Genomic DNA, 17,671 nt, shown 5'->3' on the forward strand with positions numbered 1-17,671 from the left:
TCCTTACGTTAGGCTTGCCGGAACAAGTCCGGCAGTTCCAAAAAACGGCGCCCGCGCAAACGGGCACCGTGAAGCGGTCCGGCGCCCTAACCCGATTCGGATCAGAGCGCCAGAGAATTTTTCAACGACCTTAGACGTCCGCTTCGACAGCGACGCCCTTGCCCGCCTGAACCCGCTCGATCACCTTCCAGCTCTTCAGCTTGGAGATCGGGGCGGTTTCCTCGATGCGGACAACTTCGCCAGCCTTGAAGGCGTTGTCTTCGTCGTGAGCGTGATACTTCTTCGAGCGACGGATGATCTTCCCATAAAGGGGGTGCTTCACCTTACGCTCGACCTTCACGACCACGGTCTTGTCGGTCTTGTCGGAAACCACAGTCCCGATAAGAATACGCTTGGGCATGGTTTCCTCCTTACGCCTTCGCTGCAACAGAACGCTCACTCTGGAGCGTCTTGATGCGGGCGATATCGCGGCGCACTTCCTTGATGCGTGCAGGACGCTCAAGCTGGTTGGTGGCAGCCTGGAAGCGCAGGTTGAAGGCCTCGCGCTTCAGGTCGCCCAGCTCGGCAACCAGCTGGTCATCGCTCTTGCCACGCAGATCAGCGATCTTGGACATTATTCGCCTCCCAGGTGCGAGGTGTCGCCAAGCTTGGCAACAACCTTGGTCTTGATCGGCAGCTTCATCGCGGCGCGTTCAAACGCACCAGCGGCCAGCTCGCCCGAAACGCCATCCAGTTCGAACAGGATCTTGCCCGGCTTAACGCGAGCAGCCCAATATTCGATCGAACCCTTGCCCTTACCCTGACGGACTTCAGCAGGCTTCTTCGAGACGGGCAGATCGGGGAACACGCGGATCCACAGGCGACCCTGACGACGCAGGTGACGCTGAATGGCACGACGTGCAGCTTCGATCTGACGAGCGGTGACGCGCTCCGGTTCCATAGCCTTGAGGCCATAGGAACCGAAGTTCAGGTCGGTGCCGCCCTTGGCGTTGCCGTGCAAACGGCCCTTGAACGCCTTGCGGAACTTGGTCTTCTTCGGTTGCAACATGATCTGTTACCTCAACCTCAACGTGCAGGACGCACGCCGGAGGTCTGGGCCTCCATCATGAGACGGTCCTGCGCCATCGGATCGTGCCCAAGGATTTCGCCCTTGAAGATCCACACCTTGATGCCGATGATACCATAGGCGGTGAGCGCCTCGGCTTCGGCATAGTCGATGTTCGCACGCAGGGTGTGCAGCGGAACGCGGCCTTCGCGGTACCATTCGATACGCGCGATTTCGGCGCCACCCAGACGGCCCGAGCAGGTGATCTTGATGCCTTCAGCACCAAGACGCAGCGCGGACTGAACGGCGCGCTTCATGGCGCGACGGAAGGCAACACGGCGGATCAGCTGATCGGCGATGCCCTGAGCGACAAGCTTCGAGTCGATTTCCGGCTTGCGGATTTCAACGATGTTCAGCTTGACGTCGCTGCCGGTGAACTTGGCGAGCTGAAGGCGCAGCTTTTCAATGTCTGCACCCTTCTTGCCAATGATCACGCCCGGACGGGCAGCGAAAATCGACACACGGCACACCTTGGCGGGACGCTCGATCACCACCTTCGAGATCGCAGCCTGGGGCAGCGTCTTGAAGATGAACTTGCGCATCTTGAGGTCTTCCTCAAGAAGCTTGCCGTAGCTGCGACCTTCCGCATACCAGCGGCTGTCCCAGGTGCGGTTGATCTGCAGGCGCAGACCGATAGGGTTGCTCTTATGACCCATGGATCAAGCCTCCTGAACTTCGCGCACCACAATGCGCAGACGGCTGAAGGGCTTCAGGATGCGGGTGGACTTGCCACGACCGCGGGTGTGAAAGCGCTTCATCGTGATCGACTTGCCGACCGAAGCCTCAACCACGACGAGGCTGTCCACGTCGAGGTTGTGGTTGTTTTCAGCGTTGGCGATGGCCGAAGCCAGCACCTTGCGAGCGTCAACCGCCATGGCCTTCTTAGAGAAGGTCAGGATGTTCAGCGCATCTTCAGCCTTCTGGTTGCGGATAAGCGCCGCAACCAGATTGAGCTTCTGAGCCGAGCCGCGGATCTGCGTACCGACCGACAGGGCTTCGTTGTCGCCAACGCGACGGGGAGCTTTAGGCTTGCTCATCAGCGCTTGCCCTTCTTGTCAGCGGCGTGACCGGGGAACGTGCGCGTCGGCGCGAATTCGCCCAGCTTGTGGCCGACCATGTCCTCATTCACGGACACGGGGATGAACTTATGCCCGTTGTAGACGTTGAACGTCAAACCAACGAACGTCGGCAGGATCGTCGACCGACGCGACCAGGTCTTGATCGGGCCGGCACGGTTGCCAGCATCCTGGGCGACCTCGGCCTTTTTCAGCAGGTGCAGGTCGACGAAAGGACCTTTCCAGACGGAACGAGCCATTGTCGATTACCTCTTCTTCTTCGCGTGACGCGAGCGGATGATCATGCCGTCAGTCTTCTTGTTATGACGGGTGCGAGCGCCCTTGGTCGGCTTGCCCCACGGCGTAACAGGATGACGACCGCCCGAAGTACGGCCTTCACCACCACCATGCGGGTGGTCGACCGGGTTCTTGGCAACGCCGCGGGTAAGCGGGCGCTGGCCAAGCCAACGGTTGCGACCGGCCTTTGCAAGGTTGGTGTTGGCGTTGTCGGGGTTCGACACGGCGCCAACAGTGCCCATGCAATCGCCACGCAGGTAGCGCTGTTCGCCCGAGTTCAGACGAACGATCACCAGACCACGGTCACGGCCCACGACCTGCACATAGGTGCCAGCCGAACGAGCGATCTGACCGCCCTTGCCCGGCTTCATTTCCACGTTGTGGATGATGGTGCCGACCGGGATCTGCGACAGAAGCATGGCATTGCCGGGCTTCACGTCGGTCTTTTCGCCAGCGACAATGGTGTCGCCAACGGCCAGACGCTGGGGAGCGATGATGTAGGTCTGCTCACCGTCTTCGTACTTGACGAGGGCGATGAACGCGGTGCGGTTGGGGTCATATTCCAGACGCTCAACGGTTGCCGGCTGGTCCCACTTGCGGCGCTTGAAATCGATGAAACGATAGCGCTGCTTGTGGCCACCGCCGATACCGCGGCTGGTCACGTGACCCTTGTTGTTACGACCACCGGTCTTGCTCTTACCTTCGGTAAGCGCCTTGACCGGCTTGCCCTTCCACAGGGCGCTCTTGTCAACCAGGACGAGGCCACGACGGGCCGGGCTGGTCGGGTTATAGCTCTTGAGTGCCATGTTCTACCGCCCTCAGATCCCGCTGGTCACGTCGATCGACTGGCCTTCAGCCAGGGTCACAACGGCCTTCTTGACGTCGGTGCGCTTGTAGGGCTTGCCCTTCCAGCGCTTGGTCTTGCCCTTCTGGGTCAGGGTGTTCACACCCGTCACCTTCACGCCGAACAGAGCCTCGACCGCAGCCTTGATTTCAGGCTTGGTCGCGCGTTCAGCCACCTTGAAGACAACAGCGTTGTTCTCGGAGAGCAACGTGGTCTTTTCGGTGATGTGGGGCGCCACGATCACGTCATAATGACGCGTGTCGATGCTGTCCTTAGCCATTGAAACGGGCCTCCAGCTTCTCGACAGCGGCGCGGGTCAGCACCAGCGTGTCATGCTTCAGGATGTCGTAAACATTCGCGCCCACGGCGGGCAGAACGTTCACGCCGACGATGTTGCCTGCGGCGCGGGCGAAGTTCTCGTTCACCGCTTCGCCGTCGATCACCAGCACCTTGCCGGCATAGCCAGCCTTGGCGAGGGTCGCAGCCAGAGCCTTGGTCTTGGCTTCCGCCAGTTCCAAGTTCTCGACGACCACCAGACCGCTGTTAACCTTCGAGGACAGAGCGAGCTTGAGGCCGAGCGCACGGATCTTCTTATTCAGCGACAGGCTGAAGTCACGGACGCGAGGGCCATGAGCCTTACCACCGCCGATGAAGATCGGAGCCTTGCGGTCGCCGTGACGGGCAGTACCGCCACCCTTCTGGTTGCCGAACTTCTTGCCGGTGCGGGCCACATCGCTGCGCTCGCGAGCGCCACGGGCGGTGCCACGACGGTTTTCCAGCTGCCAAGTGACAACACGGTGCAGAATGTCAGCGCGCGGCTCGAGGCCGAACACCGCATCGTTCAGTTCGATTTCGCCAGCAGCGGCCGAACCGTCGAGGTTTTGCAGAGTTACCTTGACCACGACTTAGCCCTCCTGACCTTCGGCAGCTTCGACAGCCGGAGCAGCATCGACCACAGCCGACTTGATCGCGGCAGGATACGGAGCGTCGGCATGACGAGCGACCTTGACCGAATCGCGAACGAGCAACCAGCCGTTCTTCGCGCCGGGCACCGAGCCCTTGACGAAGACCAGACCGCGCTCATCATCGGTGCGGACAACTTCGAGATTCTGTTGGGTGCGCTGACGATCACCCTGATGACCGGCCATCTTCTTGTTCTTGAAGACGCGGCCCGGATCCTGACGGTTACCCGTCGAACCATGCGCACGGTGAGAGATCGACACACCATGGGTGGCGCGCATACCGCCGAAGCCCCAGCGCTTCATAGCGCCCGAGAAGCCCTTACCCTGGGTGTGGCCGGTGATGTCAACCAGCTGGCCCGACACGAAGTGCGAGGCGGCGATGGTCGAACCAACTTCCAGCACGGCGTCATCGGCCACACGGAATTCGGCAACTTCCATCTTCAGCGGAACTTCAGCCTTGGCGAAGTGCTCGCGCTGCGGCTTGTTGACATTCTTTTGCTTGGCGGCGCCCGCACCCAGCTGCAGAGCGACATAACCGTCGCGCTCAGCGGTACGAACCGAAACCACCTGGCAGTCTTCCAGCGACAGAACAGTCACAGGAACGTGACGTCCATCTTCCTGGAAAAGGCGGGTCATCCCCACCTTCTTAGCGATCACGCCGGTGCGCATGACCTTTTACTCCTTACAGAGGCCTGCAGCGGACCATCCCCCACAGGCGTGTTCAACCCAATGTACGAAGCGGACCCCGTCCGGGTCGAGTGCCAGGCCATCTCAGGCTCGGCAAGACGGGGGACGCTGCCCGGAACAAGTGCCGATCCAAGGACCAGCGAGACTTCCGGAGGTATCCCATTTTCCTTTGCAGGCTTAGCTGCGCAGGCACCATTTCTGGCAAACAGCCGAATCAAGTTCGGCCAGAGGTCGCGCCCTTAGCAGACGCAATCCCTTTATGCCAGCTTGATTTCAACGTTGACGCCTGCGGCGAGATCGAGCTTCATGAGCGCATCGACGGTCGCGGCGTTGGGCTGAACGATGTCCAGCAGACGCTTGTAGGTGCGAACTTCAAACTGCTCGCGCGACTTCTTGTCGATGTGGGGTCCGCGGTTAACGCAGAACTTCTCGATCTTGGTCGGCAGCGGAATGGGCCCGCGAATGAGTGCGCCCGTGCGACGGGCGGTGTCGGCGATCTCGCCGGTGGCCTGATCCAGCACGCGATGATCGAATGCCTTCAGGCGAATGCGGATGTTTTGAGCTTCCATGTCCTGCTACCGATGAGAAAGAGCCAAAAAAGAAAGAGTGCCCTTCGCTGCTACAGCAAAGGGCGACCCTTGAAAACCGGAGCCCGGAAGCGACGAATCACCTCCGGGCTGCGCGGCCTATATTACTTCGTGATCTTCGCGACAACCCCCGAACCGACGGTGCGGCCGCCTTCGCGGATAGCGAAGCGGAGACCCTCGTCCATGGCGATCGGCGCGATCAGCTCAACCTGGAGCTTCACGTTGTCGCCGGGCATCACCATTTCGGTGCCCTCGGGCAGCGTGACCGAGCCGGTCACGTCGGTGGTGCGGAAGTAGAACTGCGGACGATAGTTGGCGAAGAACGGCGTATGACGGCCACCTTCGTCCTTCGACAGCACGTAAACTTCCGATTCGAAGTTGGTGTGCGGGGTGCAGGTGCCGGGCTTGGCCAGAACCTGACCGCGCTCAACGTCTTCACGCTTGATGCCGCGGCACAGAGCGCCGATGTTGTCGCCGGCTTCACCCTGGTCGAGCAGCTTGCGGAACATTTCCACGCCGGTCACGGTGGTCTTGGCGGTGGCCTTCAGACCAACGATTTCGACTTCTTCACCAACCTTGATGATGCCGGTTTCGACGCGGCCGGTCACAACCGTACCACGGCCCGAGATCGAGAACACGTCTTCGACGGGCATCAGGAAGGGCTTGTCGGTCGGACGGGGGGGCTGCGGGATGTAGTTGTCGACAGCTTCCATCAGCTTGTAGATCGATTCCTTGCCGATGGCATCGTCACGACCTTCAAGAGCGGCCAGAGCCGAACCGGGGATCACGGGGATGTCATCGCCGGGGAAGTCGTAGGACGACAGCAGCTCGCGGATTTCCAGCTCGACGAGCTCGAGGATTTCCTCGTCGTCAACCTGGTCGACCTTGTTCATGTACACGACCAGAGCCGGCACGCCGACCTGGCGGGCGAGCAGGATGTGTTCGCGGGTCTGCGGCATCGGGCCGTCAGCAGCGTTCACCACCAGGATCGCGCCGTCCATCTGGGCAGCACCGGTGATCATGTTCTTCACATAGTCAGCGTGACCCGGGCAGTCGACGTGAGCGTAGTGACGGTTGGCGGTCTCGTATTCCACGTGGGCGGTCGAGATCGTGATGCCGCGCTCGCGCTCTTCGGGAGCCTTGTCGATGTTCGCGTAGTCCGTGAACGTCGCGCCGCCGGTTTCGGCCAGCACCTTGGTGATGGCAGCGGTCAGCGTAGTCTTGCCGTGGTCAACGTGACCGATGGTGCCGATGTTGCAGTGCGGCTTGGTCCGCTCAAACTTAGCCTTAGCCATGTTTCAAACCTTCTTTTCGTTCAAATGAGATTTCTGCACGAGACGGCACCTGCCAGACTCGCCTGAAATTCAGGCGCCGCCCCTAGCCTGATCTGTCGGTGCTGGCAAGCGCATGTTGCACGCCAGCCCCGACAGTATTCAACTTAACCTCAGGCCATCTTGGCCTTCAGCTCGGTGGCAACGTTCGCCGGCACTTCGTCATAGTGCGAGAACTGCATCGAGTACTGGGCACGGCCCTGGGTAAACGAACGCAGCTGGTTCACGTAACCGAACATGTTGGCCAGCGGCACCATGGCCTCGACAACCTGTGCGTTGCCGCGGCTGTCGGTGCCCTGGATCTGACCACGGCGGCTGTTGATGTCGCCAATGACGTCGCCCATGAATTCCTCAGGGGTGACGACTTCGACCTTCATGATCGGTTCCAGCACCTTGATACCGGACTTCTGGGCCACTTCGCGCATGGCGCCGCGGGCACAGATTTCGAACGCCAGAGCCGACGAGTCGACGTCGTGGTAGGCGCCGTCATACAGCACGATTTCAAAGTCGATGATCGGGAAGCCGATGAGCGAGCCGGTGGCGGCCGTTTCACGGAAACCCTTTTCAATGGCGGGGATATATTCCTTGGGAATATTACCGCCCTTGATTTCGTCCTTGAAGGTGATGCCGCTGCCGCGTTCACCCGGCGAAACCTTGACCTTCACGCGACCGAACTGACCCGTACCACCCGACTGCTTCTTGTGGGTGAAGTCGATGTCGACCGGCTTGGCCAGATATTCGCGATAGGCCACCTGCGGAGCGCCGACGTTGGCTTCGACCTTGAACTCGCGACGCATACGGTCGACGATGATGTCCAGGTGAAGTTCGCCCATGCCCTTGATGATGGTCTGGCCCGATTCGTGATCGGTCGACACGCGGAACGAGGGATCCTCGGCCGACAGACGATTGAGCGCAACGCCCATCTTTTCCTGGTCAGCCTTGGTCTTGGGTTCTACCGACAGTTCGATCACCGGCTCGGGGAATTCCATGCGTTCCAGCACGATCGGCTGACGTTCGGCGCACAGCGTATCACCGGTCGTCGTTTCCTTCATGCCGGCCAGAGCAATGATGTCGCCCGCAAAGGCTTCGTCAATGTCCTTACGCTCGTTCGCATGCATTTCCAGCATACGACCGACCTTTTCCTTCTTGTCCTTCACCGAGTTCAGGTAGGTGCCCTTGGTGAGCGTACCCGAATAGATGCGGATGAAGGTGAGCGAGCCCACGAAGGGATCGTTCATGACCTTGAAGGCCAGAGCCGAGAACGGCGCGTCGTCGGCGGGGGGACGGCTATCCTTCTCGTCGCTGTCCATCTTGACGCCCTGGACGTCAGGAATGTCGAGCGGCGAAGGCAGATAGTCGACCACGGCGTCGAGCAGAGGCTGGACGCCCTTGTTCTTGAACGCCGAACCGCAGCAGACGGGAACGAACGACTGGTTCAGCGTACCCTTGCGGATCAGCTTCTTGAGCGTGTCGACGTCGGGCTCGTTGCCTTCCAGATACGCTTCCATCGCATCATCGTCCTGCTCAACGGCAAGCTCGATGAGATTGGCGCGGTATTCGGCGGCTTCGTCGGCCAGGTCGGCCGGGATTTCTTCGTAGAAGAATTCGGCGCCCAGCGATTCATCCTTCCAGATGATCGCGCGGTTATGGACCAGATCGACCAGCCCCTTCAGATCGGCTTCGAGACCGATCGGAATATACAGCACGGCCGGCTTCGCACCCAGGCGGTCGATGATCGACTGCACGCAGTACTTGAAGTTGGCGCCAGTGCGATCCAACTTATTGATAAAGCACATCCGGGGCACGCCGTACTTGTCGGCCTGACGCCACACGGTTTCCGACTGCGGCTCCACGCCGGCAACGCCGTCGAAGCACGCAACCGCACCGTCGAGCACGCGCAGCGAACGTTCGACTTCGATGGTGAAGTCGACGTGGCCGGGGGTGTCGATGATGTTGATGCGGTGGTCGTTCCAGAAGCAGGTCGTCGCGGCCGACGTGATCGTGATGCCGCGTTCCTGTTCCTGTTCCATCCAGTCCATCGTCGCGGCGCCGTCATGGACTTCGCCGATCTTGTAGGACTTGCCGGTGTAATAAAGGATACGCTCGGTGGTGGTGGTCTTACCGGCGTCAATATGCGCCATAATACCGATGTTGCGGTATTTCTCGAGCGGATGGCTGCGTGCCATGGGGTTTTCCTTGGGTTCGGGAGGAGACAATCCCCGCCCTTAGGTTCGGAATAGTGACAAACCTGTGACGGAGCCGCCAAAACGGCCCCGCCCCAAAGCCTTTACCAGCGGTAGTGCGAGAAGGCGCGGTTCGCATCCGCCATGCGGTGCGTGTCTTCGCGCTTCTTGACCGCGCTGCCGCGGTTGTTCGCAGCGTCCAGCAGCTCGCCCGACAGGCGGGCCGACATGGTGGTTTCGCTGCGGTTGCGGGCGGCCGTGATCAGCCAGCGGATCGCCAGAGCCTGGGCGCGCTCGGGGCGCACTTCGACCGGAACCTGATAGGTCGCACCGCCGACGCGGCGGCTGCGGACTTCGATCTGGGGCTTCACATTGTTCAGCGCGTCATGGAACAGCTGAACCGGATCGGCCTTGGCGCGGGTCTGCATCGTGTTCAGCGCGCTGTACACGATCGATTCCGCAACCGACTTCTTGCCGTCAAGCATCAGGTTGTTCATGAACTTCGAAAGGACCTGATCGCCATGGACGGGATCAGGCAGGATTTCCCGCTTTTCGGGACGACGACGACGTGACATCGCTTGTATTCCTTAAATCTGTAAGACCGACGAGAAAGACCGGAAGGTCTTACTTCGGACGCTTGGCGCCGTACTTCGAACGGCTCTGCTTGCGGTTCTTCACGCCCTGCGTGTCGAGCACGCCGCGCAGCACGTGGTAACGCACGCCGGGAAGGTCGCGCACACGGCCGCCGCGGATCAGAGCAACCGAGTGCTCCTGAAGGTTGTGGCCTTCACCCGGGATGTACGAAATGACTTCGCGGCCGTTGGTCAGACGGATCTTGGCCACCTTGCGAAGAGCCGAGTTCGGCTTCTTCGGGGTCGTGGTGTACACGCGGGTGCAGACGCCGCGCTTCTGGGGGTTCTGCTCAAGAGCGGGAACCTTGCTCTTGGCCTTCTGCGGCTCGCGCCCGTGGCGGATCAGCTGGTTGATAGTAGGCATTGAATCTCTTCACCTTGTTTGCGTGACGGCGATACGCCGCCACAAAAGCGCCCTTCCGAATGCGCCGCTCTTGCAGCAGCGCCTCTTCCGGTGCGAACAAGCCAATTGGCCGGAAAGGCCGCATGACCATCTGGCGCCAATGCATGGATGAAGGAAACAGACCGCCATCGCGAATCGCCCGACGACAGACGCCGGGCCACGCAAAAACGAACCGAAACGCTCCACCCAGCCCAAAGGCGCCGGGTTACTTTGACGGATTACACCAGGATTTCAGCGAGATACCCCGCAAAACCCGGCACGCACCGGCAATGTTCAGCTCTCTTATGCCGAGGTTTGAACAAGCCAAACCCCGCAAGAATTGGGGCGCCCTACGCCCATTCGCCGCGCAGGTCAAGGATGGCGGGGCGCGAACCCCGCCAACCGCCCCGCCCCGGACCGTTCAGGCCGATTTCGCCTTATGCGCGCGCAGCAGTTCGTCCAGTTCGGCAATGCGCTGCCGCTCCGGCGTGTCCCGCGCCAAGCCCTTCAGGCGGCACGTGGCCCACAGCTTCTTGCGCTCGGATTCCAGCGCTTTCAAATACAGATCCGCCATGATGCCTCCTTAATGCCCACCGGCCTTAGGGCATGGGGCGGCCCGCGGGTAGCGATTTATGGGAGCAAAGGATTTCGGCCGGAGGGATTTACCTCCGGCGGGGTTGTTCAGGCCTCCGGCGGGCAAAGGGTCTCGACCCTTTGCAATCCCTTTACTGTCCGCGTTGCGCCATGTGGGCGGCGGAATGCCCGGAGGCTATGTTGTTGTAAGGCCTGCGGCGCCTTTAGCGGGCGCAATAGGCGTAATTGCCCGCGCGGCACTGGCCCGCCGCATAGCGCCATTCGGCAAGGTCGCGCTCATAGTCGCGGCGGCTTTGCGCATAATCGGCAGCGTCGCGCCGCGCGCCATAGCCCGCATCATAAGAGGTCTCTTCATAATCAGAGCCGCCGCGCGCCTGCCCCTGCCCTTGCGCCTCGCGATAGGCCGCCCAGTCCTTGGCATAACCGGCATCGCGTTTGCGCACATAGGCAAGCTGGTTGCGGTTCAGCCACTGGATCTCCGCCTTGTCCCGCGCCCGCGCCGCAGCACTGCGCATCGCCGGATCACGCGGATCATCCGCCAGAGCCGCCCCCGGCGCCAACGCCGCCGCCATCATCGCCAATCCCGCCAGATATGCCTTCATGATTGTTATTCCCTGAAACCCGATGGGAACGGGAATATCTGGCGCGGCGGGCATCGAGCAAGCGGGATGCGGTGAGACGTTGAGCGGTTCGTCGCATTGGGGGGGGGGATGCCTCCGGCGGGCAAAGGGTCTCGACCCTTTGCAATCCTGTTACTAGTTTTGTGGCTTCACAACGAAAATCACGGAACTCTGTTGACAACAACTAACATGACGTGATTTAACCATATTTAGTGGCGTAGTAGCCGAGGCGAGATCAAAGATAACTGGAGGTTACAGGCCTCCAATGCCTTGAGCGTGAAATTCTGCCGTTAGGTAAAGTTTCGCAATTGAGTACACCGATGCAGAAATGCAGGAGTGGCCATTTCTTCTCTGATCTCGCCGAAATAATGCAGGGCATTTATGCAAACTGAGATCAAACGCGAAATAAAAATCATTTGCGATCGCATATTTGCAAAACAATCTTCCAAGAAAAAAGTGAAGCTTGAGCATCGATCCCGAATTGCTCGGCGCACCGGTGAGCCACCGAAAGAACCGGAAAAAAAACCAGTGGAATATATCAATCGTCATTTCGATCCGGTATATTGCAAAAGAAATGCAAATTTCTTGGCAAAAACACTTTGGCATAAGGTTCTTATCCAGGAATATCGCCCAAAGCCTGCCCAACACTTTCAGATCGATAAAACTGGTGGCGGAAAGCGCGACATTATGGCGTTTTCTATTCCGGACACAGCACTTGCGAATGTGCTTATGAGAAGAATTCGAGAACGGAATCTGAAAAGATTTTCTCCGCATTCCTTCGCATATCACCCTCAGAGGAACATTTTTGACGCCATCTTAGATTTAAGGGGCTACATTGTATCAACCGATAAAGTTTACTCGGTTAAAATAGATTTCGAAAAATACTTCGAATCAATTCCCAGTAAGTATATCAAGAATCTTCTTGATAACAGAGAAATGATTGTTTCAACAGAAGTTGAAAAAAAAGCTGTTCGCGCATTTATGTTTCATAAGTATGCAAGCAAAGAAGGGCATGCCGCCGGATCCTTTATGACTAGGCGAATAGGAACACCACAAGGGTCTTCCATATCCTTACTCCTTGCCAATCTCGCAAATCACCAACTGGACGTTCGACTAGAGCGCATGCCAGGGAAGTTTGTCCGTTTTGCTGATGACGTGACAGCCGTATGCAACAGCTACGAAAGTGCAGTTGCTATCGAAAGTTGCTTTGCGCAGCATTGCCGTGAGACAGGAATAAAAATAAATACGAATAAATCGCCAGGAATAACTCTAATAGCCGAAAAAGATGGTGAAATACGAACCGCAAAAAGCATAGAGTATTTAGGATATAGCTTTAAAAATTCTGGATTGTCTCTTTCTGATTCTAGCGTTTTAAGAATAAAAAGGAGGATATCAAGATTAATACATCTTTACCTTTTCCATTATGGAGATAAATTCCAATACAATCCCAAGAGATTTAGCGCTGCAAATAAATTTGATTGGGATTTTCTTGGCTTGATCATGGAAATTAGAAATTATTTATATGGTGGCCTTTCAGAGAGTGAATTGTCATCGATGATGTTTGATGGCAAAAAACTAAAAAAGATGAGAGGCTTAATGAGCTTTTACGCTCTTCTTGATGATCAAGATACGCTACGTTCACTTGATGGTTGGCTGGTCAACTCACTCAGGCAAGCGACAAGAAAAAGAAATGCGATCCTGATAAAAAAATTTGGTTATTCTAGCATATCTCCTAGTAATATAGACTTGATAAAAGGAAATTGGATCGACTCCAGTTGTTGGGATGGCGAAGACAAGCCAGATTTTCGGATACCCAGTTTCCGCAGAGGATGGAGAGCCGCAAGAAAATATTATTATACTTTTGGTTTAAAAGACGTGCGCCCTCCCAAATATGGCTATCAATATTCGAATTAATATAACCACTCCAGCACTCCCAATATAGGGATTGCAAAGGGCCCCCGCCCTTTGCCCGCCGGAGGCACCCTTAATCCCTTAAAACCATCGCGCAGCGATCCCTTCCCCCCCTCTCCGACCACCACACCGCAATGTTCCCATAACGTTCTTTCCTACACCCCCTGCCCTTTGTTAGACCGCTCTTCCCCTTTGCTTGGCGGAGGGGGTGGGTTGGGCTTGGTGGATGGAGGTTGGCGATGGGTAAGGTGGAGGGGCGCGGGGCAGAGGCGCGCGGGGCGGTGCATTGCGACAGTGTGCGGCCGGGCCGTCGGACCAGTCGGGTGGCGTTTCGGGGGGAGGCGCCGGTGGAGGGTGATCCTTTGCTGGGGTTTGCACCTTATATTCACAAGCAGCCGCGGAGCAATTCGATCACGCCGGATCGGCAGCGGGCGTTTATTGCGGCCTTGGCGGCGAGCGGGATTGTGACGCAGGCGGCGCGGGTGATCGGGGCGAGTTTGGAGGCTTTGTACAAGATCCGCAATGCGCCGGGGGCGGAGGGATTTGCCGCCGCGTGGGAGGAGGCGGTGGATCGCGGCATGGCGCGGCTGGAGGATTGCGCGCTGGAGCGGGCGATTGCGGGCGAGGAGCGGTTTATCGTCCGGCATGGCGAGGTGGTGGCCAGTTGGCGGCGGTATGACACGCCTTTGCTGATGTTTCTTTTGCGCAATCGGCGGCGGGATCGGTATGACGCCTATGGCGCGCGCGGGGGCGAGCGGCCATTGAGCGCGGCGGAGGAGCGGGCGCGGGCCATCGAGGAGGAGCGCGAGGCCGAGGAGATCCTTGAGAGCATCAACATGAAGCTGGAGCGGATGCGCGAGCGCTGGATCGCGGCGCAGGCGGCGCCATGCGATGAGGATGCGCAAGGGGAGGATATGGGTGAGGCGGAGGCGGCGCAGGAGGATGCGGCGCCCGCCGATGAAGCGGGGGAGGCTGTCGAGGAGGCGGGCGCCGGGGCGATGGATCGGGCGGGCATTCGCCATTTGCCCGACTTGCTGCGCGAGGGGGACGAGGCGTTGGGGCTGGCGCGGTATCACCGCTATGCGCGCGAGGAGGCGCGGTTGATGCGCGTGCGGCGGCCCCCGCCCTTTACGCTGGACGAGGAGGTGGCCCGCCGGTTGGGCGATGCTATGGACGATGGCCGGATCGGGCCGAGGGCGCGCGGCGAAGTGCCGGGTTAGGGATCGCCTTGCCGGGCCGGGTGGCTCTATGGGGCGGTGCCGGGCGTGGTGCTGGTCGGGGTGGGTGCGGGCTGCGGGCGGTCCCAGATCAGCGGCCAGATGGCGGCCTGCCACAGGTTTTCGGGTTGGCGCTCCATGCCGGTGGGCGGATAGCCGTCGGGGCGTCGGTAGGTGCCGCAGATGACATCGAAAATGGGAAAGATCGCGGCGAAATTGGTGTCATAATGTTCGGGCAGGCGCGAATGGTGGCGGCGGTGATAGGCCGGGCTGTTGAGCAGCCAGGACCAGCGGCCAAAGTCGATCCGCGCATCCAGATGGGCAAACAGATTCCACAGGGAAGCCATGCCATAGGCAAAGGCGATGGCGGGCGTGGGCGATAGGATCATCAGCACCACCGACCAGACCGTCACCTGTTTGATCAATTGATCACCCCAGAAATGGCGCTGGGTGGTCAAGACCGCCATTTCGGGGTCGGAATGGTGCAGCGAATGCATGGCCCAGAGAAAGGGAATGCGGTGCTGGGCCAGATGAAAGACAAATTCGGCCAGATCCTTGAGCAGCAGAAAAAGGATGAAGCCCAGCCAGAAAGGCAGGTGTGCGCCCTCGATCAGCGCCGGGCCGACCCAGCCGCGCAGCAGGGGCAGGATGGTCAGCGCCACGGCCAGTTGCAGCGCCCAGATCTGAAGATTGCGCCACCAGTCGGTGCGCGGCCCTGCCCGCTCGACCAGCAGCAGGGCGGCGATCACCAGAAATTCCGGCACGAAACTGAGCAGCAGGGTCATAGGGGGTATCTAGCGGCGTGGCGGTTAAGATGGTGTTGAAAGGTGGCTGGATTTGACGGGCGGGTGCCTCTATCGCTCTGATGCGATTATCGGTTTCCCCCCGGATGAAAGGTTTCCCCCATGCTCGACACACCGATGGCGATTGTCTGCGCGGTGCTGGCCGTGGTGGTGTCGGGCATGGCCAAGGGGGGCTTTGCGGGCCTGGGAGGGCTGGCGATGCCGATCATGGTGCTGGCCAATGCGCCGGTGGAGAGCGCGGCGGTGATGCTGCCCATCCTGATCGTGCAGGATGCGGTCAGCGTGTGGTCGTTCCGGCGGCATTGGTCGGGGGCGGTGCTGAAGGTGATGATGCCGGGGATGACCATCGGCGTGGCGCTGGGCTGGCTGTTTTCGCGCAGCGTCAGCGAGAAGGCGGTGTTGCTGGCGGTAGGCGTGGTGTCGCTGTTGTTCGGGGTGCAGCGCATGTGGAACGAGCGCGGCGGAAGGACCGCCCTGCCCTCCAATTCGCCGGGCTGGGTGGGCGTGCTGTTCGGCACATTTTCCGGCTTTGTCAGCCATATCGCCCATGCGGGCGCGCCGCCGTTTCAGATGTACGTGCTGCCCAAAAGACTGGAGCGCGATGTGCTGGTGGGCACGACCGCCATCGCCTTTGCCTATATGAACTGGATCAAGGTGCCTGCCTATATGGCGCTGGGGCAGTTCACGCGGGCCAATCTGGTGCATTCGGCGGTGCTGATGCCGCTGGCGCTGCTCAGCACATGGGCGGGGGTCTGGGTGGTGCGGCGGGTGGATGCGGCGCGGTTCTATCGGATCATCTATGCGATGATGATCGTGGTGGGTCTCAAACTGATGTGGGACGGGATTGGCTGAATCATCGAGGATGCCGTGAGGCCAGCGCGATGCCGGCAAGGTTCTGCTGACGCTTGATCCAGCGGATGCGGGCCGGGCGGAGGTTTTCGACAAGCGCGGCGAAGATGGCGGCATGGCCCTGCTCGCCCGCGCTGTTGCGCATCGCCCGGTTGGCGTGATCCACCACTTCCAGCGCATCGCCGATCAGCTCGACATGCTCCAACCCCAGCGTCTGCGACAGCTTCACCGCCTCGATCAGCGCCAGCCATTCGGCATCCTGATTGTTGCCATGGCCAAGGTCGAACCAGTGGACCTCGCCCTTGATAACCACGGCCGCTTCGATAGGGCCGGGGTTGGGGCGGCAGCCGCCGTCGAAGAAGATCTTTATGCGGGGGTGGGCCAAAATGTGCCTCCGGCGGGCAAAGGGACTCGTCCCTTTGCAATCCCGTTAATGGGGTAGTGTATGCTTGGCAATATGGCGCCAAAAGACGAGGGTTTCAAAAGCCTGCGGCGCGGCGATCAAGCGCTAAAAGGCGCCGCAGGCTTTAAAACTATAAGCCCCGCCTCGCCTGTCTAGCGCAACAAAGACAATAATGGGATTGCAAAGGCCCCCGCCCTTTGCCCGCCGGAGGCAAAAATCCCTCTACCGCAAAACCACCACCTCCACCTCAGGCAACGCCCCCGCCCCCGGTTGAACCGCCCAGTCGCGATGGGTCAGGATCGAGCCATCCCCTCGCCACGCCGCCACGCGGGCCGGATCGACCTGAGCATAAACCCAATGCGCCACACCCTCCTCGCCCAGCGCCAGCACGCCGTCGGCGGGCATATCGGCCCCGGCCGCAGGCTTGGCGTCGGGCGGACCATACAGCCCCGCCGCGCCCCGGTTGACATCGACCGCAGGCGACCATGGCGCATCCCCCACCGTGGGCGATTGCAGGACAAAGCACTGGTTTTCCAGCGCACGCGCCTGCGCGCCGATGCGCACCCGCCAATAGCCATGCAAACTGTCGGTGCAGGAAGGGGCCAGAATAATGTCCGCCCCGGCCTGCGCCAGCGCGCGGGCGAGCAACGGAAATTCACTGTCATAGCAGATGGTGATGCCGATCCGCCCCAGCGCCGTGTCAAACAGGCGCAGCCCGCCGCCGATCGCACCGGCGGGAGAAACGCCCCATTGCTCGGTCTCAAAGCGGGTCATCATGATCTTGTCCTGATGGCTCATCGCGCCCGAGGGAGCGAAAAAGCGCGCCCGGTTGACGTAATGATGCCCCACCCTGCAGGGCGCGCTGGCCGCCAGAATATAGACGCCATGCGCCCGCGCCAGTTCGCCATGCAGCGCATCCACCCGAGGCAGCAGGTCCGACACCGCGCCAAGGCTGGCATCAAGATCCGACTTGCCCTTACGGTCCAGCGCCGCCAGCTCCATCGCGCCATATTCGGGAAAGACCAGCAAAGCCGCGCCCCTTCCCGCCGCCCCCTGCCCCGCCGCCTCACCCACCCAGCGGCGCAGCTTGGCCTCATAGGCCGCCCAATCGGACAGTTCATCAATCGGATATTGCGCGATTGCCGCCAAAAAGGGGGCGGCCGGAAAGGAAGCAGTCATAGCCCGAATGTGCGAAGCCGCGCATCAGGC

At 60.0% G+C, this 17,671-nt stretch carries 23 protein-coding genes; 3 read left to right on the forward strand and 20 right to left on the reverse strand.

Annotation, left to right across the window (positions count from 1 at the left end; translation table 11 throughout):
- Positions 1–130: 130 nt before the first annotated feature.
- From rpsQ to BGP00_RS15375, 17 genes are all read right to left on the reverse strand, one after another.
- Positions 131–400 (reverse strand): 30S ribosomal protein S17, encoded by a 270-nt coding sequence (gene rpsQ / locus BGP00_RS15295; RefSeq protein WP_168603823.1) that lies wholly within the window; start codon positions 398–400, stop codon positions 131–133.
- 10 nt (positions 401–410) lie between these two features.
- Positions 411–614 (reverse strand): 50S ribosomal protein L29, encoded by a 204-nt coding sequence (rpmC, locus tag BGP00_RS15300; protein WP_172249275.1) that lies wholly within the window; start codon positions 612–614, stop codon positions 411–413.
- Positions 614–1,048, reverse strand: coding sequence for a 50S ribosomal protein L16 (rplP, locus tag BGP00_RS15305; protein WP_168603824.1), 435 nt, complete (start codon positions 1,046–1,048; stop codon positions 614–616). Before rplP ends, rpmC begins: the two co-directional genes overlap by 1 nt.
- Positions 1,049–1,065: 17 nt before the next feature.
- Entirely contained in the window at positions 1,066–1,761 is a 696-nt protein-coding gene (rpsC, locus tag BGP00_RS15310) for a 30S ribosomal protein S3 (RefSeq protein WP_168603825.1), read from the reverse strand.
- A gap of 3 nt (positions 1,762–1,764) precedes the next feature.
- The gene (gene rplV / locus BGP00_RS15315) at positions 1,765–2,142 is read right to left on the reverse strand and encodes a 50S ribosomal protein L22 (protein ID WP_172342600.1); all 378 of its coding nucleotides are present in this window, start codon (positions 2,140–2,142) and stop codon (positions 1,765–1,767) included.
- Positions 2,142–2,420 carry a 30S ribosomal protein S19 gene (gene rpsS, locus BGP00_RS15320; RefSeq protein WP_168603827.1) on the reverse strand — a complete coding sequence of 93 codons (279 nt, stop codon included), beginning with the start codon at positions 2,418–2,420 and terminating at the stop codon, positions 2,142–2,144. The genes rplV and rpsS overlap by 1 nt, the downstream gene beginning before the upstream one ends.
- A gap of 6 nt (positions 2,421–2,426) precedes the next feature.
- Complete coding sequence (gene rplB / locus BGP00_RS15325) at positions 2,427–3,263, reverse strand: 50S ribosomal protein L2 (RefSeq protein ID WP_168603828.1); 837 nt, start codon at positions 3,261–3,263, stop codon at positions 2,427–2,429.
- Positions 3,264–3,275: 12 nt separating this feature from the next.
- Complete coding sequence (locus BGP00_RS15330) at positions 3,276–3,581, reverse strand: 50S ribosomal protein L23 (protein ID WP_168603829.1); 306 nt, start codon at positions 3,579–3,581, stop codon at positions 3,276–3,278.
- Positions 3,574–4,203, reverse strand: coding sequence for a 50S ribosomal protein L4 (gene rplD / locus BGP00_RS15335; RefSeq protein ID WP_273616994.1), 630 nt, complete (start codon positions 4,201–4,203; stop codon positions 3,574–3,576). Before rplD ends, BGP00_RS15330 begins: the two co-directional genes overlap by 8 nt.
- 3 nt (positions 4,204–4,206) lie before the next feature.
- Positions 4,207–4,932 carry a 50S ribosomal protein L3 gene (gene rplC / locus BGP00_RS15340; protein ID WP_168603831.1) on the reverse strand — a complete coding sequence of 242 codons (726 nt, stop codon included), beginning with the start codon at positions 4,930–4,932 and terminating at the stop codon, positions 4,207–4,209.
- A gap of 275 nt (positions 4,933–5,207) precedes the next feature.
- Positions 5,208–5,519 carry a 30S ribosomal protein S10 gene (rpsJ, locus tag BGP00_RS15345; RefSeq protein ID WP_091146544.1) on the reverse strand — a complete coding sequence of 104 codons (312 nt, stop codon included), beginning with the start codon at positions 5,517–5,519 and terminating at the stop codon, positions 5,208–5,210.
- Between the two features lie 122 nt (positions 5,520–5,641).
- Entirely contained in the window at positions 5,642–6,832 is a 1,191-nt protein-coding gene (gene tuf / locus BGP00_RS15350; RefSeq protein ID WP_168603832.1) for an elongation factor Tu, read from the reverse strand.
- Positions 6,833–6,981: 149 nt separating this feature from the next.
- The gene (gene fusA / locus BGP00_RS15355) at positions 6,982–9,054 is read right to left on the reverse strand and encodes an elongation factor G (protein ID WP_168603833.1); all 2,073 of its coding nucleotides are present in this window, start codon (positions 9,052–9,054) and stop codon (positions 6,982–6,984) included.
- A 101-nt stretch (positions 9,055–9,155) separates the two neighbouring features.
- A complete protein-coding gene (gene rpsG / locus BGP00_RS15360; protein WP_168603834.1) occupies positions 9,156–9,626 on the reverse strand; it encodes a 30S ribosomal protein S7 in 471 nt (156 codons plus the stop codon).
- A gap of 49 nt (positions 9,627–9,675) precedes the next feature.
- Positions 9,676–10,047, reverse strand: a complete 372-nt coding sequence (rpsL, locus tag BGP00_RS15365; protein WP_168603835.1) for a 30S ribosomal protein S12 — start codon at positions 10,045–10,047, stop codon at positions 9,676–9,678.
- Positions 10,048–10,486: 439 nt separating this feature from the next.
- The gene (locus BGP00_RS15370) at positions 10,487–10,639 is read right to left on the reverse strand and encodes a hypothetical protein (RefSeq protein ID WP_168603836.1); all 153 of its coding nucleotides are present in this window, start codon (positions 10,637–10,639) and stop codon (positions 10,487–10,489) included.
- A 223-nt stretch (positions 10,640–10,862) separates the two neighbouring features.
- Positions 10,863–11,261 carry a hypothetical protein gene (locus BGP00_RS15375; protein WP_292690944.1) on the reverse strand — a complete coding sequence of 133 codons (399 nt, stop codon included), beginning with the start codon at positions 11,259–11,261 and terminating at the stop codon, positions 10,863–10,865.
- A 399-nt stretch (positions 11,262–11,660) separates the two neighbouring features.
- Here BGP00_RS15375 and BGP00_RS15380 point away from each other — a divergent pair, with 399 nt between their 5' ends.
- Both BGP00_RS15380 and BGP00_RS15385 read left to right on the forward strand, forming a co-directional pair.
- Positions 11,661–13,193 (forward strand): reverse transcriptase domain-containing protein, encoded by a 1,533-nt coding sequence (locus tag BGP00_RS15380; protein WP_292690942.1) that lies wholly within the window; start codon positions 11,661–11,663, stop codon positions 13,191–13,193.
- A gap of 236 nt (positions 13,194–13,429) precedes the next feature.
- Positions 13,430–14,410 (forward strand): hypothetical protein, encoded by a 981-nt coding sequence (locus BGP00_RS15385; RefSeq protein WP_292690940.1) that lies wholly within the window; start codon positions 13,430–13,432, stop codon positions 14,408–14,410.
- A gap of 26 nt (positions 14,411–14,436) precedes the next feature.
- On the opposite strand, the gene BGP00_RS15390 is transcribed toward BGP00_RS15385, so the two are convergent.
- Entirely contained in the window at positions 14,437–15,192 is a 756-nt protein-coding gene (locus BGP00_RS15390) for a sterol desaturase family protein (RefSeq protein ID WP_292690938.1), read from the reverse strand.
- 120 nt (positions 15,193–15,312) lie between these two features.
- Between BGP00_RS15390 and BGP00_RS15395 the strand changes: the two genes are divergently transcribed.
- Positions 15,313–16,062: a sulfite exporter TauE/SafE family protein gene (locus tag BGP00_RS15395; RefSeq protein WP_290008856.1), complete on the forward strand. Its 750-nt coding sequence runs from the start codon at positions 15,313–15,315 to the stop codon at positions 16,060–16,062.
- A 1-nt stretch (position 16,063) separates the two neighbouring features.
- On the opposite strand, the gene BGP00_RS15400 is transcribed toward BGP00_RS15395, so the two are convergent.
- Positions 16,064–16,444, reverse strand: a complete 381-nt coding sequence (locus BGP00_RS15400; protein WP_292690935.1) for a reverse transcriptase-like protein — start codon at positions 16,442–16,444, stop codon at positions 16,064–16,066.
- A 240-nt stretch (positions 16,445–16,684) separates the two neighbouring features.
- Positions 16,685–17,641, reverse strand: coding sequence for a carbon-nitrogen hydrolase family protein (locus tag BGP00_RS15405; protein ID WP_292690933.1), 957 nt, complete (start codon positions 17,639–17,641; stop codon positions 16,685–16,687).
- Positions 17,642–17,671: the final 30 nt, after the last annotated feature.

The organism is Novosphingobium sp. 63-713 (assembly GCF_001898925.1).
Lineage (GTDB): Bacteria > Pseudomonadota > Alphaproteobacteria > Sphingomonadales > Sphingomonadaceae > Novosphingobium.

What these genes read in the sequence shown, in the direction of transcription:
- rpsQ (WP_168603823.1), bottom strand. Translation starts at nt 400, where the DNA reads ATGCCCAAGCGTATTCTTATCGGGACTGTGGTTTCCGACAAGACCGAC.
- rpmC (WP_172249275.1), bottom strand. Translation starts at nt 614, where the DNA reads ATGTCCAAGATCGCTGATCTGCGTGGCAAGAGCGATGACCAGCTGGTT.
- rplP (WP_168603824.1), bottom strand. Translation starts at nt 1,048, where the DNA reads ATGTTGCAACCGAAGAAGACCAAGTTCCGCAAGGCGTTCAAGGGCCGT.
- rpsC (WP_168603825.1), bottom strand. Translation starts at nt 1,761, where the DNA reads ATGGGTCATAAGAGCAACCCTATCGGTCTGCGCCTGCAGATCAACCGC.
- rplV (WP_172342600.1), bottom strand. Translation starts at nt 2,142, where the DNA reads ATGAGCAAGCCTAAAGCTCCCCGTCGCGTTGGCGACAACGAAGCCCTG.
- rpsS (WP_168603827.1), bottom strand. Translation starts at nt 2,420, where the DNA reads ATGGCTCGTTCCGTCTGGAAAGGTCCTTTCGTCGACCTGCACCTGCTG.
- rplB (WP_168603828.1), bottom strand. Translation starts at nt 3,263, where the DNA reads ATGGCACTCAAGAGCTATAACCCGACCAGCCCGGCCCGTCGTGGCCTC.
- BGP00_RS15330 (WP_168603829.1), bottom strand. Translation starts at nt 3,581, where the DNA reads ATGGCTAAGGACAGCATCGACACGCGTCATTATGACGTGATCGTGGCG.
- rplC (WP_168603831.1), bottom strand. Translation starts at nt 4,932, where the DNA reads ATGCGCACCGGCGTGATCGCTAAGAAGGTGGGGATGACCCGCCTTTTC.
- rpsJ (WP_091146544.1), bottom strand. Translation starts at nt 5,519, where the DNA reads ATGGAAGCTCAAAACATCCGCATTCGCCTGAAGGCATTCGATCATCGC.
- tuf (WP_168603832.1), bottom strand. Translation starts at nt 6,832, where the DNA reads ATGGCTAAGGCTAAGTTTGAGCGGACCAAGCCGCACTGCAACATCGGC.
- fusA (WP_168603833.1), bottom strand. Translation starts at nt 9,054, where the DNA reads ATGGCACGCAGCCATCCGCTCGAGAAATACCGCAACATCGGTATTATG.
- rpsG (WP_168603834.1), bottom strand. Translation starts at nt 9,626, where the DNA reads ATGTCACGTCGTCGTCGTCCCGAAAAGCGGGAAATCCTGCCTGATCCC.
- rpsL (WP_168603835.1), bottom strand. Translation starts at nt 10,047, where the DNA reads ATGCCTACTATCAACCAGCTGATCCGCCACGGGCGCGAGCCGCAGAAG.
- BGP00_RS15370 (WP_168603836.1), bottom strand. Translation starts at nt 10,639, where the DNA reads ATGGCGGATCTGTATTTGAAAGCGCTGGAATCCGAGCGCAAGAAGCTG.
- BGP00_RS15375 (WP_292690944.1), bottom strand. Translation starts at nt 11,261, where the DNA reads ATGAAGGCATATCTGGCGGGATTGGCGATGATGGCGGCGGCGTTGGCG.
- BGP00_RS15380 (WP_292690942.1), top strand. Translation starts at nt 11,661, where the DNA reads ATGCAAACTGAGATCAAACGCGAAATAAAAATCATTTGCGATCGCATA.
- BGP00_RS15385 (WP_292690940.1), top strand. Translation starts at nt 13,430, where the DNA reads ATGGGTAAGGTGGAGGGGCGCGGGGCAGAGGCGCGCGGGGCGGTGCAT.
- BGP00_RS15390 (WP_292690938.1), bottom strand. Translation starts at nt 15,192, where the DNA reads ATGACCCTGCTGCTCAGTTTCGTGCCGGAATTTCTGGTGATCGCCGCC.
- BGP00_RS15395 (WP_290008856.1), top strand. Translation starts at nt 15,313, where the DNA reads ATGCTCGACACACCGATGGCGATTGTCTGCGCGGTGCTGGCCGTGGTG.
- BGP00_RS15405 (WP_292690933.1), bottom strand. Translation starts at nt 17,641, where the DNA reads ATGACTGCTTCCTTTCCGGCCGCCCCCTTTTTGGCGGCAATCGCGCAA.